Source organism: Romboutsia sp. BSD2780061687b_171204_C1 (assembly GCF_015560225.1).
Taxonomy (GTDB): Bacteria; Bacillota; Clostridia; order Peptostreptococcales; family Peptostreptococcaceae; genus Romboutsia_C; species Romboutsia_C hominis.
This window is the reverse complement of sequence record NZ_JADMRK010000003.1, coordinates 257,278-274,752: the sequence shown is the minus strand read 5'-3', so window position 1 is coordinate 274,752 and position 17,475 is coordinate 257,278. Positions and strand designations below refer to the sequence as shown.

Here is a 17,475-nt window from a genome sequence, read left to right as displayed (position 1 = left end):
AAATTTTTTAGAAATAAATACAAATTTTATCTCCATTTATCTCTTGAATATCAAATTTCATCTCATATATTGCTTCTAATACTTCCTTATTTATTATCTCATCAGTCTTTCCATGCTTTGCTATTTTTCCATCTTTAAGTGCTACTATATAATCTGAATAGCAAGATGTATAATTTATATCATGCATAACTAAAATTACAGTCTTTCCTAGCTCATCACATAAATTTCTAAGTACCCTCATCATTTCAACTGAGTGCTTCATGTCTAAATTATTAAGTGGTTCATCTAAAAATACATATTCCGTATTTTGAGCTATAACCATTGCTATGTAAGCTCTTTGTCTTTGTCCTCCACTTAATTCATCTAAGTATCTATCTTCTATACTTTTAAGCTTCATATATTCTATTGCTTCATCTATATATTTATTATCTTCTTCTGTAAGCCTTCCTTGACTATGTGGAAACCTTCCAAAGGCAACAAGCTCTCTTATTGTAAGCTTTAGATTTATATGATTAGATTGTTTTAATATAGCTATTTTAGTAGATAATTCTTTATTATCCCAATCTTCTAATCTCTTTCCATCTATAATAACTTCTCCACCATCTTTTTTCATTAACCTAGTTATTATAGATAGGGCAGTACTTTTTCCAGCTCCATTTGGGCCTATAAAGGATGTTATTTTTCCTTTTTCTATATTTATTGAAACATTGTCAACTACTGACTTATTTGAATATTTTTTTATTATATCTTTTACTACTATCATTATGCTTTACTCTCCTTTAGCAATAAGTATATAAAATATACTCCCCCTACAAAGTTTATAATTACACTTAGAGTTGTATTAAAGCTAAATACTCTTTCTACTAAGAATTGACCACCAACTAATGTTGATATACTTATAAGAATCGATGCTACTATTAAGTAACTGTGCTTATATGTGCTTAGCAGTTGCTTTGTTATATTTACTACTAATAGTCCTAAGAAAGTTATTGGACCTACTAAAGCTGTAGATATTGATACTAATATAGATACTACTATTATCATCTTTTTAACAACTTTATCATAATCCACACCTAAATTTATGGCATTATCTTTACCTAAACATAATACATCTAAATACTTAAGTTCATCATATATAAATGGTATTATTGCTATTAAAATTATGGATGCTATTAAAAGTATTTCTGTATTTACATTCCCAAAACTTGCATGTAGGCTATTTTGAAGAGTAGCATACTCATTTGGGTCTATTACAACTTGCATGAAAGTAGACATACTTTTAAACAAAGTTCCAAATATCATCCCTACAAGAAGTAAGAAAAATATATTATTCCCACTTTTTTCAAAAAGTTTCTTATATAAAACAAAAGATGCTACAACCATTATTACTACTGATAATAAAAAGTTATGACTTTTACTTGCTATAAATTTGCTATCTATTCCAACAATAAATACTATAAGCGTCTGAACTAATATGTATAAAGAATCTAAACCTAATACACTTGGTGTAAGTATATTATTATTAGTTATGGTTTGAAAAATCATGGATGAAAAAGCTATACATCCACCTGTTAATACTATTGCTATTAACTTAGGTATTCTTTGGCTCATAGCATAATCTATATGTTCTGGATTTACCCCTGCTATTAAGAATAGTGCTGAAAATGCAATAACCATTAATCCTATTAAATATATAATTCTTTTTTGCCTGTTTTCTTTTTGTAATCTAATATTTATATTTTTACTAGGTAATTTATTTACACTACTAACTTGCATATGACTTCCTCCTTAATATCATATAAAGGAAAACTATACTTCCTATAACACCAACTGTTAATCCTATTGGTATTTCATAAGGATATATTACAATCCTTGAGAATATATCACATGTTAACACAAATATTGCTCCAAATAACCCTGTATGCCATATACTATCTTTTACATTATCACCTTTATAAATTGATACTATATTTGGTACTATTAATCCTATAAAAGGTATACTTCCTACTGTTGTTACTACACATACTGTAACTATTGCTACGATAATTAACCCTAAGTTCACAACTTTATTGTAATTAAGTCCTAGGTTTGTCGCAAAATCTTCACCCATACCAGCTATAGTAAATTTATTTGCATAAATATATGCAAGTATTATCATTGGTATTGTTATGTATAATATTTCATAGTTTCCTTTAAGTATCATAGAGAAATTTCCTTGCATCCAAGAAGTTATATCTTGCATTAAATCATATTTATATGCTATAAAAGTCGTCATTGAACCTATTATATTTCCAAACATTATACCAACTAACGGTACAAACACAGCATTTTTAAACTTTAAACTTTTTAATATTTTCATGAATATAAAGGTCCCACCAAGAGCAAATACAAAAGATGTTATCATTTTGCTACCCATAGTTGCATTTGGTAGAATTAGCATCGCAAATATCAGTCCTAATTGAGCTGAATCAATAGTAGCTCCTGTTGTTGGAGATACAAATTTATTTCTACTTATTTGTTGCATTATAAGACCACATATACTCATTCCTATTCCTGCAACTAATATACTTATTAATCTAGGCAATCTGCTTATTAATAAAATATTTAATTGTTCTTCATTTAAAGTTAATATATCTACTATCTTTATGTTATGTACTCCTAAAAATACTGATATTGCAGATAATATTATCAATATTATTCCTAAGTATCTTTTCTTCATCTTTCCTCCTAGCTATAACCTTATATGAAAATACATATCTCTTGAAATTAATTTTCAACTTACTTTTATTGTATTGATAATTATTATCATTGTCAATATTTTTTTATTTATTAATAATTATTAATTTAAATTTTTATCTTCAAAAACAAAAATAAGCTCTTACATATATTAACGACTTGTTTTCATTTATATGACAAGCACCTAATAATAGTGATTTCTAAATATAATATAAAATAAGAGGAGAATGAATAATCTCCTCTTATTTTAATATTTAGCTATGTCTATTCCACCTAAGGCAATATGAGCAACTCCTGCTCCCACTAGAAGTGCACCTGCCATATTTTTATAATCTTTTCTATTGAACTTCTCTTTTTTATTTTGCTTAGCATCTAACATCAATCCTGTTGCTGTTACTACTGTTCCTAAAGCTACTGGTATTAATCCTTTTTTCATATTACTACCTCCATAATGATATTATTTTATTATTTATCTAAATTTATTATTTGGGTTACCTACTCTATTATGACTTTTAGGCCCTGCGCCTGCTCTAGTTATACATCTTTTATTCCCATTACTGTTTATTTCTGTTATATTCTCTCTATCAGTATTTGTATTCTCACTTTCTGTGTAAAGTAGTTGCTTTCCCAAATTTCTTAATCCATCCATAAAAGAATTATTATCTTCCACTACCTTCACTCCTTTTTATAATCTATTTAACATTAGTTTGTTCATTATACAAAATCAAATACACCATAATTTTTGCAATAAAATCTACTTATCTTCTTTTTTTTAATTAATATCCATTTGTGGATATAAAATACTTATATTTTCCTTAAAAAATTTTAATTTAATTTTTACTAATAAGTAAAATTTCCATTTGTTAAAACTTCCCTTACACTTTCCATATCTTCCTATTATAAAAATTTTATTATTTTTATAGTATTTACTTTTGAATTGGAGACTATCATAAATTAATGCTAATTAGTTTAATCTTAAACATTTTGTGTTATATTTATAATTAAACTATTATATTATCTGGAGTGTTTTATATGAAAATTAATAAGAATATACATTTTACTACTGGAGAATTTGTTAAGCTTTGCAAAACTAGTAAGCAAACTCTTTATCATTACGATCAAGTTGGAATTTTTTCTCCTGAAATAAAAGGAGATAATAATTATAGATATTATTCTTATCAACAAATAGAAACGTTTGGAGCTATAACAATGCTAAAGGATATTGGTATGCCTTTAAAAGAAATAAAAGAATACTTAAGTAAGAGAAATCCCAATGAATTAATTAATTTACTAGAAAAGGAACGTATAAATGTAATCAATAAAATAGATAAGTTAAACCAGATAAAACTCTTTATTGATAGAAAAATTGAATACTCCAAAGATTTTATTAATAATTATACAGATAAAGTCAGCATTTTACCATTACAAGAAGAATACATATTTATTTCAAAAGTTTTTAATTGTTCTACAGATAAAGAAGTTTATGAGGCTTTTTCTGCTCATATAGGTCGTTGTGAAGATAGAGGTATAGCTTACCCCCATTTTTTAGGTGAAATGCTTGAATACAGTGATATAGCTAATGGTAATTACTTAGATTATAAATATATATATAATAAACTTCCTAATAAAGAATATTCTAATTTTACTAAAGCTAAGGGATTGTACATTGTTGCATATCATAGGGGTAGTTATTATAACACTAGCATTACTTATAATAAGATTTTAAAGTTTATAGAAGAAAATAATCTATCTGTTCAAGGTCATTTCTATGAAGATATAATACTTGATGATTTAGCAGTTCAAGAATATGATGATTATGTAATAAAAATCTCAATAAAAGTTAATTTATCTAAATAAAACTCATGATTTAAATGGTATTAACTTTAAATTCTAATCCTTTACTAGATCAAAGATTGTAACTATTTTAAATAGTAAAATACATAAAAATACCTATTTATAATAAAAGTTAGCGTCTAAAATAATAAAAATTATTTTAGACGCTAACTTTTAATCTATATTATATTCATTTATTGTTTTTTTTATATTTTTACTACTCATTAGGTTAGACATAACAGCTATATCATCACAATAATCTACTATGTATTTGACATTGCTAGGTGTTATTCCACCTAATGCAATTAAATTTATATTTGAATTAATAAGTAAAGAATTGGCCTCTTTTAATATTTCAATTCCTTTAGGTTTTAAGTTTTCCTTACATTTAGTTTCATATATGTGTGATAAAAATATATAATCTGCATTTCTTTTTAGTACTTCTACTATATCTTTTATACTATGAGTTGATACTCCTAATATTTTATTAAAGTTTTTGATATCTATATACTCATTTGTATCTTTTTTATTTTTTTCATCATAAATATCTATAAACTTATCAAATGGTAAATGTATACCGTCGGCATCAACTCTTTTAAATACTTCTATATTGCTATTTATTATTATCTTAGTATCTTTATTTATATTTTTTTTAATCTTAAGATATAAATTTTCTAGCTCATCATTACTCAGATCTTTTTCTCTTAGTATTATATTTTTAACGCCACAATAAGATGCTTCTTTTATAACTTCAATATACCTATCATATTTGCATAGATGCCTATTCGTTATTAGATACATTAAAACCTTTCCCAATCTTTAAATATTTGTTGGTATCCAATATCTTTTAACATGGCTTTTATATCACTAACACTACTTTCATCACTAATTTTAAATTGAGATGTATCTTTACTATTTTGAGAATGCCCTCCTACATTTGTTGATACACCTGCACTTAATTTTGTAACTCCCAAAGGTATTAAATTTCTTCGCAATGATAAGCTTTCTCTAGTCGATAAATTTATACCACCTTGATTATCAAATAATCTCATAACAACCATAGCTTGTACTAAATCATTATCATTGATATCAATTATTTTTTCATAACATCCCTTAAATGGTCTTATTCTAGGTATTGAGTATGAAACGTCTACATGTGGATATTTTTTTCTTAAATATCTTCCATGCATTAATGTAAAAAAAGTTTCTTTTCTAAAATCATTAAGACCAAGTAACGAACCTATTGATACACTTCTCATTCCAGCTTTTATTCCTCTTTCTGGTGAGTCTAATCTATATTTATAATTAGATTTTGGACCTTTTAAATGTACCTCTTTATAAATATTTTCATCATATACTTCTTGGTATACAGTAAGCCCTTCAACGCCTTTATCTACTAAATATTTATACTCTTCTTCATCCATTGGATAAACTTCTATTGTAATAGATGGAAATTTATCTTTAAGAACTTCTACAGCTTCACCTATATACTCTACGTCTGAATGAATCTTACTTTCTCCAGTTAAAAGCAACAAATGCTTAAATCCCTCTTTAGATATTTCATTTCCTTCTATTTTAATTTCATTAATGTTGAGCTTTTTTCTACTTATTCCAGAATCTATATTATATCCACAGTATAGACATTTATTTACACAATAGTTTGCTATATACATAGGAGTATACAAAAGTATAGTCTTTCCAAAATATCTATTAGTTATCTCGTGTGCTTTTTGTGCCATTTCTTCCAGGTATTTAGTGGCTTTTTTAGATAATAAATTTAATAAATCATATTCATCTAAATTATCCTTTTCTAAACTTCTTAAAACATCATAATTTGATACATTTTCTAGATATTTATCTATATCAATATCTTTATACTTTTCTATAACATTATAAAAACTCAAATTAAACACCTACTTCACTTAAAAATCCAGTAAGAGGTGAAGATGCATTTGCAAAATTGCTTACTCTTCCTGTTTTAGCTAAATATGCTTCTCTTCCACCTTCAACTGCTAATTTGAAAGCATTCGCCATTTTTATAGGGTCGCCTGCACTAGCTATTGCAGTGTTTACAAGTACTGCTGCTGCCCCCATTTCCATAGCTTCCATAGCCTGAGATGGTTTTCCAATTCCTGCATCTACTATTATTGGTATATCTAATTCTTCTATCATTATTTTTATCATTTCTTTCATTTTAAGCCCTCTATTAGAACCTATTGGTGCCCCAAGTGGCATAACTGCTGCTGCCCCTGCTTCTATTAGCCTTTTGCCTGCATATAGATCTGGACTCATATATGGAAGAACTACAAATCCTTCATCAGCAAGTATTTTAGTTGCTTTTATAGTTTCTTCATTATCGGGTAATAAGTATTTTGTATCACTTATTACTTCTATTTTTATAAAGTTTCCACATCCCATTTTTCTAGCTATTCTTGCTATCCTAACAGCTTCCATATGATTAGTCGCTCCTGATGTATTAGGAAGTATTGTCATATTGCTAGGTATATGTGATAGTATATTTTCTTCTGTATTGTCTAAGTCTACTCTTCTTAGTGCCATAGTTATTATTTCACTGTTACTTGACTCTATTACTCTTGGTAACATATCATTTGAACTATATTTTCCCGTTCCTATTAAAAGTCTACTATTAAACTCATGTCCGTTTAATATTAATTTATCCATTTTTATCCCCCACATAATCTTATTTGTCTTCTATCAATATTTTTGTTGCTAAATTAGCCATGTGATTAGCACATATAGCCACCCTTGGTGCCATAAGCCCATCACCTTCTTTAGCTTCATTTATCTCATCTCCACATATGTAAAATTTATCTCTGATTTTTCTTGTTTTTATTATGTTAGAATCATAATATCCTGCCACTCCAGATGAGGATATTAAATATTTATCTCTCATTTTAGTTAAAATGTTATTTGCAATTTCTGCTTTGTACTTTGGATTATCAAAAGCCTCTATTATTATATCTACGTTCCCAAATTCATGTATATTTGATGAATCTATTATTTTGTTTATAGTTTCAACTTCTATAAATGGATTAATATTTTCTATATTATTTTTAAGTGCCTCGGTTTTATATTTTCCTATATCATTTATAAAATATTGTTGTCTATTTAAATTAGATGGTTCTACTATATCAAAGTCTGCTAGTATTAATGTTCCTACGCCTATTCTAGCTAAAGATATAGCTATATTTGAACCCAATCCACCAATACCTAATATTGCTACTTTTCCATTTTTTAATTTGTAGTGAACATTTGGAGTATGTCTGCTAACCATAAGATTTTCTAATTCTTCAAATTTTGGAATTTCACCCCTTTTTATTAATGTAACTCTATCATTTTCATATAATTCTAAATCTACATATGCATCTACTGGATGACCATTTAGTATTATTATATCTGCATCTTTTTTATATTTTTCTTTAACTTTATCTACTGTAACTATATCTTCATCAATATTTACAAGTAGCTCATTTATAAAAAGTTGCATCTTATCCCCCTCCAACAAACCTTATGACTTCTATAACATCTTCTTCTCTTAGTATATAGCTATCGTATTGATTATTTTCAATTATGTTTAAATTTATCTCTACTACTACGCTATCTTTTTTTACTCCAATATCTTCTAATAACTTTGATATTGTCATATCTGATTTAAATTCAAACTCTTCCCCATTTACCTTCACTTACATTTCCTCCTTTTAAGGATTATCTTTTATAAGATATAAAAATAATTATATAAATTTAACTTTAATAGCATTAAAAAAGCACTCTCTTTTTATAGAGAGCGCCTTATTTAACTAAAAATCTAGGTACATTAAAATATACGAGCTTCCCTACGTAAGAATTATCTTAATCAGGTTCTTAGAGTCTGAAAGTTATGGCTTTACTTCTCAGCTATCCAATCATAGCTCCCCTAGCTTTTATTTATTTTTACAAGTTGAGTGTAGCACAATGTATTTTCATAATCAACAAATTATTAGTTTATAAATAAACTATATATATATATTTATTATACGAATTTTATTTAATTTCCCTATTAAATTAGTTAGATTTCTTATGTATAATAATTATATAGTTATTCAATAATTTCAATATACTTTGAATTATTCTATAAATTAATTCTTATAAAAAATTCGGAGGCGAAAAAAATTGATTTCAAAAGATACAAAGTACTTTTTTATAGTACTAATACTTTTTTGTATAATTGGATTTACAGTAACTATATCTACAACACAACTCAATATTTTAATATATGGTTCTCCTATTTTTATGTTATTTTATGCACTTTCAGGGTATTCTCCTGCTTTAGCTGGATTAATTACCGCTAAAAAGTTTTTGTCTAAAGATGAATTTGATAGATTTTTAAGGAACTGTGTAAATGCAAACAGGAGTCTAAAGGAATATTTATATGTTATTATCGCCGCTTTAATACTTTGGACCGTTCCATATATAGTAGTTGAAATGTTTAGAGGCTATGGTGCCTTACTAAAATCCCCATTAATATTTTTAAGTTGGTTAACTCCTATAATGATATTTGGGGGAGGATTAGAGGAAATAGGATGGAGAGGTTTTTTACTTCCTAAATTACTAAAGAAATATTCTCCTTTTAAAAGTTCTCTAATAATAGGTATTATTTGGTCCTTATGGCATCTACCTTTATGGTTTGTAGTTGGTACACCACAACAACATACTAGTTTTATTCCATTTGCTCTTAGTTGTATTGCTTCTTCTTTTGTACTTACTTACATATACATGGAAACTAATAGCATTTGGCTTTGTATATTATTTCATGCTTTAGATAATGCTTGTTCTTATGTATTTGAGTATGATGTGGATTTACATATAATTATAGCTCTAGCAACTTGTCTAGCTGGTTTTATTATATTTTATATATCAAAAAAATGTATAAAACTAAAATCTAAATAATTCAAGTTATATTAATAATAATAAGCTATTTTTTAATAATAAAAAACGTATTGAAATTTTCAATACGTTTTTTATTATTAAATGTTTATGGTATTACACTTGTTCTATAAGGCCATATCCATCATGTCTTTTATATATAATACTTGTTTTATTTGTCTCTATATTTCTAAATAAAAAGAATTGATGTCCTAATAAATTCATTTGAACAATTGCATCTTCTGGAGTTATTGGCTTGTCCATTTTAAATTTCTTTCTTCTTTTTATTACATCGTCATCTAAATCTATTTCTTCATATTCCTCTATATTATCAAATCTTATACTTTCATTTTTTCTATTTCTTCTTATCATTTGTGTTTTGTATTTTCTAAGCTGTTTATAAAGCTTATCATATAATAAGTCTATTGCTGAATATAAATCTTCTTGGCATTCTTCAGCTCTAACGATAGTTCCATGTTTAGTATATACTGTCGCTTCAATACTTTGATTTTTTCTCTTTACATCTATTTTAACATGTACATCAAAATCATCATTAATATATTTTTCTAGCTTTTCAAACTTACTTTCAATTTTTTCTCTTATTGCCTCTGTAACTTTTACATGCTTTGAAATTATTTTTACGCTCATAGTATGTACCTCCTGTATCTGGACTACATTTTTAAATATACAAGTTATCTTGTATATTTAAATAATAACAGGAAAACAATTACATTTTAAGGCTATTATTATATATTTTTTTGGTGTATTATAGAAGTTAAGGGGGTTTTTTATCTACTATCTTTTTTTATTTTTACCATCTTCTTTTTTACACTAATCTCTTTATACTTCTTTAATATAATTTCACCTTTGTGATTTAATATATCTACATAAGAACAAAGGTCTTGTACCTCTATTACACCTATATCTTCATTATTTATTCCCTCTATACTATTAAGAGCTCCAACAATATCTATAACTCTTATTTTCTTTTTCTTTCCAGCATTTAGGTATAGTCTCGTTACTTCACTGTGAACCTTTTTTTCTTCATTTCTATTTTTTCTATTTTTTAAAACTTTTTTATTATTTTCTTCAAACTTAGCTTTTCCTAAAGCAATATCTTCTTTTTTTATGTCATCTAGATCTTCTATTTTATATCCAATATAATGTTCTATTTCTTCCATATACTTTTCATCTTTTTGATTTACCATAGTTATAGATTTTCCAAAGCTTTTTTTTCTACCTGTCCTACCTATTCTATGTATATAGTTTTCTTTATCTCTAGGCACATTAAAATTTATAACTAAAGATATGTCATCTATATGTATACCTCTACCAGCTACATCTGTACTTACTAGTATATTAAACTTACCATTTTTAAAATCTTTTATCGTAAAATTTCTTTTGTCTTGAGACATATCACCATGAAGTTCTGTTACTAAAAACCTATCTTCCTTTAAATTTTTATAAAGTTTTGTAACAGTTTCTTTTGTATTGCAAAATATCATAACTGATACTGGAGCCTGAGAATATATTATATTTTTTAAAGTATCATACTTTTTTTTATCCTCTACTTTGACTGTCTTTTCTGATATTTGTTTATTATTTAATAAATTTTCATTTTTTACTTCTACCATTTCTGCATCTTTCATATATTCTAAGCAAATATTTTTTATATCTTTATCTATAGTCGCTGAGAATAGTCCTTTAATGCTATTTTTAGGTATACTATTAAATATAAACTCCATATCTTCTACAAACCCTTTTTTAAGCATTTTATCTGCTTCATCAATTATAAAATATCTTATACTTTCAAGGTTAATTGTACCCCTACTTATATGATCAATTATTCTTCCTGGAGTTGCTACTACAATATGAACTCTTTGCTTTAACTCCTTTATTTGATCTTTCATAGGTTGTTTTCCAAATATAGCACTACATCTTATTTTCTTCAATCTACCTATATTAGATATCTCTTCTTTTACTTGAAGTGCTAACTCTCTAGTGGGTACAACTATTAGTGCTTGAAGATTGTTATTATCCACTTCTACTGTTTCACATATTGGTATAGCAAAGCTCGCAGTTTTTCCACTCCCAGTTTTTGATTTGACTATTATATTTTCATATCTTAATAACCTTGGTATAACTTCACTCTGAACTTTCGATGGTGAATTATAGCCTAAATTATACAATGCTTTTAATATATCTTTATTTAATTTTAAACTCTCAAATTTATTATTCATTTAATTCCACCTTATCTAATTTTACTATTATTGTTTTATTAACCATCATAGAATATGGCTAATATGTTTATTTTATTTCAATGTTTTATTGTATTATGATTGTCTTTTTATTTTATTACTTTTATATTAGCATTTAACTAATATACACTAAATTTTTATTTTTTCTATAATTGCTATTACTTAAGCCTTTATAATTTACTGCATATTTATAAAATATTTTTTACTTTAATTATAAAATAATTTGTATAAATTTTCTGAAAAATATTATTGACATATTCCCTTTAACTATATATAATCAATTTAAATATAAATTTTTTAGGAGAATATAAATATGATAATTAATACAAATCTAACTAACAATAAACAATTAAATATATCTTATTTTAGCTTTTGGCTATTGTAGTTGGTTTGTATTTATGAACGATAGATTAATCGTAGATACAAACTGGTACTTGTTTGTATCTATGATGGTGAAAGCTAACTTGTTATGTAAAGCCACATAGATAATACTATGTGGCTTTTTTATTTATCCTAGGCAAAATAAAAGTCACATGGTACATACTATGTGGCTTTTTTATATATAAAATAAAAAAAGAGGTGTTATTATGAAAAAAAATATTGATATTATTGTTATTGGTTTCGCACTATTTTCAATGTTCTTTGGAGCAGGTAATTTGATTTTCCCACCATACATAGGTGTTACCTCTGGTAGCAATTGGCTAATGAGTTTCTTAGGGTTTATAATTGCAGATGTTGGTATAATACTACTTTCTATCAATGCAATAGCAAAGGCTGGTTCATTCCAAGATGTTATTGGAAAAGCTGGCAAAAGATTTGGGCTTACTTTAGAAGTAATAATGATGTTGTGCTTAGGTCCAATATTAGTAGTTCCTAGAACTGGTGCAACTACATTTGAAATGAGTATACTTCCTCTAAATAACTCATTTAATCCAATAATATTTTCAATTTTATTCTTTACACTAGTGTTTATATTAACTATAAAACCAAGTAAGGTTATGGATATTATAGGTAAATTTTTAACGCCTATACTTTTAGCAGCGTTAGCGATCTTAATAATCAAGGGGATATTATCTCCTATTGGTGAGTTAAATACTAATATTTCTTCTGATAATCTATTTATGAGAGGTGTAACTCAAGGTTATCAAACTATGGATGCCCTTGGATTAGGTGGTATAACTGCACTTGTTATGTCATCTTTCTTAAGTAAAGGTTACAGAAATAAGAAAGAAAATATAAGCCTTACGATAAAAGCATCTTTAATTGCAGGTATTGGGCTTACACTAGTTTATGGTGGACTAGCATATCTTGGAGCTACAGTTTCTACGGTGTATGATGCTAGCATTTCTCAGACAGAATTACTAGTTAATATAACAAATCTTTTATTAGGAAATACTGGTACTATATTATTAAGTATAGTTGTTGCATTTGCTTGCTTAACAACTTCCATAGGATTAACTTCTGTTACAGCTAAGTATTTCGAAGATGTAACTAATAGAAAACTAAAATATGAATACATAGTAACCTTTATATGTGTATTTAGTGCCATATTTTCTAATTTAGGCGTAGATAAAATAATAGCTATTGCTGCTCCTATACTAACAGTGTTATATCCTGTTTCAATAGTTTTAGTTCTAATGAGCTTGTTTGGAAAAATATTTAAGAGAGATTCTGCTTTTAAGGGTGCTGCTTATGCAACATTATTAACAAGCTTGCTTACAGTACTTAGTAATCTAGGTATAAATATCCCTTTTATTAACAATCTTCCATTTGCTAATATAGGATTTAACTGGGTTATTCCTGCACTAATTGGAGCTTTTTTAGGCAAACTAATAATTAAAGAAAATAGTATATGTATAAATTCAAAGATTTCTTAATAAAAATATTCATATAAAAAACTAATAAAAACCTTCAAATAATTAATAGTTGTTTGAAGGTTTTTTATAGATTTTATTAACTTATTTTATCTTTTTCAATTTTATCTAATGAACTAGCAACTGCTATTGCTGAAGCCATAGTTCCATTAACATTAAGCATTGTACGTCCCATATCTAATATTGGATCTATAGCAAGTATTCCACCTAATAGCGGGAAATATGCTCCCATACCCATACCTGATATAACTACTGAAACTGACATTGTTGCAGTACCTGGTATCCCAGCTATTCCTAACGAACTTATAGTTATTACTATAAGTAACATGATATAAAAACTAAAGTTCATAGGAGTACCAGACATATTAGCTACAGTAATTGCCATTAATGCTGGATAGATTCCTGCACAACCGTTCATTCCCATATTAGAACCTAAACTTCCTACAAAACTTGCTATACCTTGATCTACTTTAACATTATCTGTAAGTGTTTCTATTGTTACAGGCAATGTTCCTAAACTTGATCTAGATGTAAATGCTAATATAAGTGGTTTAGATACATTTTTTAAGTATTTTATAGGATTTACCCCACTTAAAGTTATTATTACTAAATGTACAATAAACATTATTGCTACACTTACATAAAGAGCTATTATAAAGTCCATAACATCTAATATTGATGTTACACCTCTATCTATTATCGTAGTAGCCATTAAAGCAACTACTGCATAAGGCATTAGTTTTATTACTGTTATAGAAACACTTATTATTATTTTATAAAATGCTTCTACTAAATCTACAAATGGTTTTATTATTTCTGAATACTTTTTATTAAGTCTCTTTACTGCTATACCTAAAAATCCTGCAAATATTACTACTGCAACTACATTAGCTTGTGCCATTGCATTTACTGGATTTGATGGTAATAAACCTCTTATAGTATCGACTATTGGTGTAACCTCTCTTATTTCTCCACTTTTTACTATCGCTTCGTGTCCTACTCCTAAGTTAAATAAATTTCCAACTACTATACCTATTATTGCTGCTATCGCTGTTGTTCCTAATAACATTACAATAGTCTTTCCTGTTAATTTACCTAGGTTTTCACCTTGCTTTAAGTTCATTATTACTCTTACTATTGAAACAAACACAAGTGGAACTACTAACATTTTTAATAAATCCATAAAACCATATCCAAATAGCCCATACCATTTAGATACTTCTGTTAACCAAGTTACCTTAGTAGGATCTTCTGGGAATCCTGCTATAGCATGGACTAATACTCCTAGTCCAATCCCTAATACTATTGATAAAATCATTAATTTATTAAATTTTATCTTTTTACTTAATTTATTTATTACAAAAAACATTCCTATTAAAATTGCTATTGATATTAAAGTCATATAATTCGTGACCATAAGAAATTCTGAAAAAAACGTATAATTCATGTATTGCCTCCCTCCGATTATTTTTATATAAAGTAAATGAGCTCATACCTGTTTTTTATAATATAACAAGTATGAGCTCTTGTATCAACTGGTAACTTTTTTGTAACCAGATTAATATCTATATAAAATTAACAATCACATTTAATATGTTTGTTACTCCAAAGTATCATAGTTTCCATTATTGGAAGTAACGAAACACCACATTCACTTAAATAGTATGTTGATTGGATATTATTTTTTAATTCTTTTTTGTCATTAATTACTATTCCATTTTCGATTAAAAATTCTAATTGTTGAATTAACATCTTCTTGCTACATCCTTCTATGCACCTTTGTAATTCTCCAAATCTTTTTTTATCATTACCAATTTCCCATATTATTTCACATACCCATTTTTTTCCGAGTATGTTTGATATGAATTTTAATGGACAATTATTTTGCTTGATATTGTTCAAACTATACATTAACGACCTCCTTTTAATTATTTTATATAGATTAGCTTATAATATAACTATCATTTTGTCCATTTTTATCTTTATAAAATACTTAAAATAAAAAAATTACCATAAACCCTAAGATTTATGGTAATTTTATATTTAGATTATTTTGAGTAGTACTCAACAACTAAAATATCGTCAATTTCTATTGGTACTTCATTTCTTTCAGGCTTTCTAGTAAGAACACCTGAAAAGTTCTCTATATCCTTAGTTAAGTAAGGATATTGGCTAGTAGCATTTTGTTGAAAACTATCTTTAAACATTGTATTTTTTTGAGATTTTTCTCTTAAAGATATAACATCTCCTACTGACACTCCATAAGAAGGTATATCTACTTTTTTCCCATTAACTAGTATATGTCCATGAACTACCATTTGGCGAGCTTGTCTTGTAGAGCTTGCTAACCCTAATCTATATACTAAGTTGTCTAATCTACATTCTAACATTTGTACTAATGCTGTACCTGTAGAGTCTTTAGATTTCATCGCTTTTTTTACATAGTTAGAAAATTGCTTTTCTAACACACCATAGTAAGCCTTTAATCTTTGCTTTTCTAATAACTGTACTCCATATGGTGAAAGCTTTTTGTCCGCTCTAGACGTTCCTTTTGTAGCTCTATCCATTGCTTTTGGATGCCCACATACATTTAACCCTAGTCTTCTACATTGTTTAAATCTAGGTCCCATCATTCTTGCCATAATTATCATCTCCTATAAAATCAGAAATTTGCCGCGATAATTTTAAGCCTATTTTTAATATATCATAATTTTTATTTTTTGTAAATGAATTTCATTATCATTTTTTAAAATAAAAACCACGATATGAATCGTGGTCTTTATATAGAAGTTGTGTAGTTATATTAGTAAATTAAGAGTATAATTAGCATAACATTTATAATGTAATTTATCATATAGGGGAATATTATACTTTCTGTATTAAATCTAATAACGTGCTGAAGATCATCGGATTTAAAAAATTTATGTAAGCTATGATATAATTTACACTTTTATGTTCACTTGCTAGTAAATTACTCATTAATTCTCTATTTATTTAAAGTATATCATAATTAATCATTTTTGTAAATGATAATAATTATTAATTTCATTTTTTGAAACTAAACGTTAAAGTACTCTATGAAATTACTTCTTCTAGCATAATAATTTTTTATTTTGTAAAAAATTCGCTTCGCTTAAGCCACTGCGTGGGCGCTACACTTCATGTCACCAACGACTTTGTCCGTTCCTCAAATGTCACGTTTTACATTTTCAATCTTATTGACATATTTTACTTTCATGAGTTGTTAACATTTTTGTGCTTAATATAATTTACTTACATGTAAAAAATGCATCAAGATAAAATTTATATTTATCTTGATGCATTCTACATACTTAACCTAGCTCATAAAATACTATTTTATTACTTAATAATGTCTTTTTTACGTCTATAACTCTTTGATTTGATGAACCTCTTAACATTAGGCTTAGATTTCTATTGTTTTCTTCAAACTTACCATCTATTAATACATCTATATATTTTAATACTTTCTTTTGACTTTCATCAAAATTTTCTAGTGTATATCCACTCCATAGGTATATCATTTTATTTGGGTAATGTTTCTTAAATTCTTTGCATAAATTAAATACACCTTCTACATTTTGAGGGCATAATGGCTCTCCTCCTAATATAGATAAGTCTCTATCTATATTATTTTTATTTATATTATCAATAATATATTGTAAATCTTCTTGTGTAAATTCTTGACCTCCGTTAAAATCCCATGTTTCTCCATTGAAACATCCTTTACAGTGGTGGGGACATCCTTGTGTCCAAAAAGACATTGTTACTCCAAGTCCATTAGCTATGTCATTGTCTTTTATTTTGGCAAATCTCATATTATCACTCCAAAT

19 protein-coding genes and 1 riboswitch are annotated in these 17,475 nt (G+C 26.8%); of the genes, 3 read left to right on the top strand and 16 right to left on the bottom strand.

Going from position 1 to position 17,475, the window contains the following annotated elements; genetic code table 11:
• Positions 1 to 7 precede the first annotated feature (7 nt).
• From I2H23_RS09080 to I2H23_RS09060, 5 genes are all read right to left on the bottom strand, one after another.
• Positions 8 to 763 (bottom strand): iron ABC transporter ATP-binding protein, encoded by a 756-nt coding sequence (locus I2H23_RS09080; RefSeq protein ID WP_092922970.1) that lies wholly within the window; start codon positions 761 to 763, stop codon positions 8 to 10.
• A complete protein-coding gene (locus tag I2H23_RS09075; protein ID WP_092922967.1) occupies positions 763 to 1,776 on the bottom strand; it encodes an iron chelate uptake ABC transporter family permease subunit in 1,014 nt (337 codons plus the stop codon). The genes I2H23_RS09080 and I2H23_RS09075 overlap by 1 nt, the downstream gene beginning before the upstream one ends.
• Positions 1,766 to 2,719 carry an ABC transporter permease gene (locus I2H23_RS09070; protein WP_166504826.1) on the bottom strand — a complete coding sequence of 318 codons (954 nt, stop codon included), beginning with the start codon at positions 2,717 to 2,719 and terminating at the stop codon, positions 1,766 to 1,768. Before I2H23_RS09070 ends, I2H23_RS09075 begins: the two co-directional genes overlap by 11 nt.
• A 264-nt stretch (positions 2,720 to 2,983) precedes the next feature.
• Entirely contained in the window at positions 2,984 to 3,172 is a 189-nt protein-coding gene (locus tag I2H23_RS09065) for a hypothetical protein (protein ID WP_092922961.1), read from the bottom strand.
• A 33-nt stretch (positions 3,173 to 3,205) separates the two neighbouring features.
• Positions 3,206 to 3,406, bottom strand: a complete 201-nt coding sequence (locus I2H23_RS09060) for a hypothetical protein (protein WP_166504825.1) — start codon at positions 3,404 to 3,406, stop codon at positions 3,206 to 3,208.
• Between the two features lie 362 nt (positions 3,407 to 3,768).
• Here I2H23_RS09060 and I2H23_RS09055 point away from each other — a divergent pair, with 362 nt between their 5' ends.
• Complete coding sequence (locus tag I2H23_RS09055; protein WP_195581525.1) at positions 3,769 to 4,593, top strand: MerR family transcriptional regulator; 825 nt, start codon at positions 3,769 to 3,771, stop codon at positions 4,591 to 4,593.
• 150 nt (positions 4,594 to 4,743) lie between these two features.
• Here the strand turns inward: I2H23_RS09055 and I2H23_RS09050 are convergent, their stop codons facing one another.
• From I2H23_RS09050 to thiS, 5 genes are read right to left on the bottom strand one after another with little or no spacing between them, the layout of a single operon-like run.
• The gene (locus I2H23_RS09050; RefSeq protein ID WP_195237918.1) at positions 4,744 to 5,370 is read right to left on the bottom strand and encodes a thiamine phosphate synthase; all 627 of its coding nucleotides are present in this window, start codon (positions 5,368 to 5,370) and stop codon (positions 4,744 to 4,746) included.
• Positions 5,370 to 6,473, bottom strand: coding sequence for a 2-iminoacetate synthase ThiH (gene thiH, locus I2H23_RS09045; protein WP_092922948.1), 1,104 nt, complete (start codon positions 6,471 to 6,473; stop codon positions 5,370 to 5,372). The genes I2H23_RS09050 and thiH overlap by 1 nt, the downstream gene beginning before the upstream one ends.
• A 1-nt stretch (position 6,474) precedes the next feature.
• Positions 6,475 to 7,251 carry a thiazole synthase gene (locus I2H23_RS09040; RefSeq protein ID WP_166504823.1) on the bottom strand — a complete coding sequence of 259 codons (777 nt, stop codon included), beginning with the start codon at positions 7,249 to 7,251 and terminating at the stop codon, positions 6,475 to 6,477.
• Between the two features lie 19 nt (positions 7,252 to 7,270).
• On the bottom strand, positions 7,271 to 8,077 hold the full coding sequence (thiF, locus tag I2H23_RS09035; protein WP_166504822.1) for a sulfur carrier protein ThiS adenylyltransferase ThiF: 807 nt from the start codon (positions 8,075 to 8,077) through the stop codon (positions 7,271 to 7,273).
• A gap of 1 nt (position 8,078) precedes the next feature.
• The gene (gene thiS, locus I2H23_RS09030) at positions 8,079 to 8,273 is read right to left on the bottom strand and encodes a sulfur carrier protein ThiS (RefSeq protein ID WP_166504821.1); all 195 of its coding nucleotides are present in this window, start codon (positions 8,271 to 8,273) and stop codon (positions 8,079 to 8,081) included.
• Between the two features lie 130 nt (positions 8,274 to 8,403).
• Positions 8,404 to 8,515: riboswitch (TPP riboswitch) on the bottom strand.
• A gap of 224 nt (positions 8,516 to 8,739) precedes the next feature.
• Here thiS and I2H23_RS09025 point away from each other — a divergent pair.
• Positions 8,740 to 9,516, top strand: a complete 777-nt coding sequence (locus tag I2H23_RS09025; protein ID WP_166504820.1) for a CPBP family intramembrane glutamic endopeptidase — start codon at positions 8,740 to 8,742, stop codon at positions 9,514 to 9,516.
• Positions 9,517 to 9,609: 93 nt separating this feature from the next.
• On the opposite strand, the gene hpf is transcribed toward I2H23_RS09025, so the two are convergent.
• Both hpf and I2H23_RS09015 read right to left on the bottom strand, forming a co-directional pair.
• Positions 9,610 to 10,140 (bottom strand): ribosome hibernation-promoting factor, HPF/YfiA family, encoded by a 531-nt coding sequence (gene hpf / locus I2H23_RS09020; RefSeq protein ID WP_092922933.1) that lies wholly within the window; start codon positions 10,138 to 10,140, stop codon positions 9,610 to 9,612.
• A 140-nt stretch (positions 10,141 to 10,280) separates the two neighbouring features.
• Positions 10,281 to 11,732, bottom strand: coding sequence for a DEAD/DEAH box helicase (locus I2H23_RS09015; protein ID WP_195237920.1), 1,452 nt, complete (start codon positions 11,730 to 11,732; stop codon positions 10,281 to 10,283).
• Between the two features lie 605 nt (positions 11,733 to 12,337).
• Here I2H23_RS09015 and brnQ point away from each other — a divergent pair.
• A complete protein-coding gene (gene brnQ / locus I2H23_RS09010; protein ID WP_092922927.1) occupies positions 12,338 to 13,627 on the top strand; it encodes a branched-chain amino acid transport system II carrier protein in 1,290 nt (429 codons plus the stop codon).
• A 76-nt stretch (positions 13,628 to 13,703) separates the two neighbouring features.
• Here brnQ and I2H23_RS09005 read toward each other — a convergent pair whose 3' ends face one another.
• From I2H23_RS09005 to nrdG, 4 genes are all read right to left on the bottom strand, one after another.
• Complete coding sequence (locus I2H23_RS09005; protein WP_092922924.1) at positions 13,704 to 15,071, bottom strand: cation:dicarboxylate symporter family transporter; 1,368 nt, start codon at positions 15,069 to 15,071, stop codon at positions 13,704 to 13,706.
• Positions 15,072 to 15,199: 128 nt separating this feature from the next.
• Positions 15,200 to 15,535, bottom strand: a complete 336-nt coding sequence (locus I2H23_RS09000) for a winged helix-turn-helix transcriptional regulator (RefSeq protein WP_092922921.1) — start codon at positions 15,533 to 15,535, stop codon at positions 15,200 to 15,202.
• Positions 15,536 to 15,672: 137 nt separating this feature from the next.
• Positions 15,673 to 16,266, bottom strand: a complete 594-nt coding sequence (gene rpsD, locus I2H23_RS08995) for a 30S ribosomal protein S4 (RefSeq protein WP_092922918.1) — start codon at positions 16,264 to 16,266, stop codon at positions 15,673 to 15,675.
• A 690-nt stretch (positions 16,267 to 16,956) separates the two neighbouring features.
• Positions 16,957 to 17,460: an anaerobic ribonucleoside-triphosphate reductase activating protein gene (gene nrdG, locus I2H23_RS08990; protein ID WP_092922915.1), complete on the bottom strand. Its 504-nt coding sequence runs from the start codon at positions 17,458 to 17,460 to the stop codon at positions 16,957 to 16,959.
• Between the last annotated feature and the right edge of the window lie 15 nt (positions 17,461 to 17,475).

Coding starts and splice junctions, on each gene's coding strand:
- I2H23_RS09015 (WP_195237920.1), bottom strand. CDS start 11,732: ATGAATAATAAATTTGAGAGTTTAAAATTAAATAAAGATATATTAAAA.
- nrdG (WP_092922915.1), bottom strand. CDS start 17,460: ATGAGATTTGCCAAAATAAAAGACAATGACATAGCTAATGGACTTGGA.
- brnQ (WP_092922927.1), top strand. CDS start 12,338: ATGAAAAAAAATATTGATATTATTGTTATTGGTTTCGCACTATTTTCA.
- thiF (WP_166504822.1), bottom strand. CDS start 8,077: ATGCAACTTTTTATAAATGAGCTACTTGTAAATATTGATGAAGATATA.
- I2H23_RS09075 (WP_092922967.1), bottom strand. CDS start 1,776: ATGCAAGTTAGTAGTGTAAATAAATTACCTAGTAAAAATATAAATATT.
- I2H23_RS09065 (WP_092922961.1), bottom strand. CDS start 3,172: ATGAAAAAAGGATTAATACCAGTAGCTTTAGGAACAGTAGTAACAGCA.
- rpsD (WP_092922918.1), bottom strand. CDS start 16,266: ATGGCAAGAATGATGGGACCTAGATTTAAACAATGTAGAAGACTAGGG.
- I2H23_RS09000 (WP_092922921.1), bottom strand. CDS start 15,535: ATGTATAGTTTGAACAATATCAAGCAAAATAATTGTCCATTAAAATTC.
- I2H23_RS09005 (WP_092922924.1), bottom strand. CDS start 15,071: ATGAATTATACGTTTTTTTCAGAATTTCTTATGGTCACGAATTATATG.
- I2H23_RS09080 (WP_092922970.1), bottom strand. CDS start 763: ATGATAGTAGTAAAAGATATAATAAAAAAATATTCAAATAAGTCAGTA.
- I2H23_RS09055 (WP_195581525.1), top strand. CDS start 3,769: ATGAAAATTAATAAGAATATACATTTTACTACTGGAGAATTTGTTAAG.
- I2H23_RS09040 (WP_166504823.1), bottom strand. CDS start 7,251: ATGGATAAATTAATATTAAACGGACATGAGTTTAATAGTAGACTTTTA.
- I2H23_RS09050 (WP_195237918.1), bottom strand. CDS start 5,370: ATGTATCTAATAACGAATAGGCATCTATGCAAATATGATAGGTATATT.
- I2H23_RS09070 (WP_166504826.1), bottom strand. CDS start 2,719: ATGAAGAAAAGATACTTAGGAATAATATTGATAATATTATCTGCAATA.
- hpf (WP_092922933.1), bottom strand. CDS start 10,140: ATGAGCGTAAAAATAATTTCAAAGCATGTAAAAGTTACAGAGGCAATA.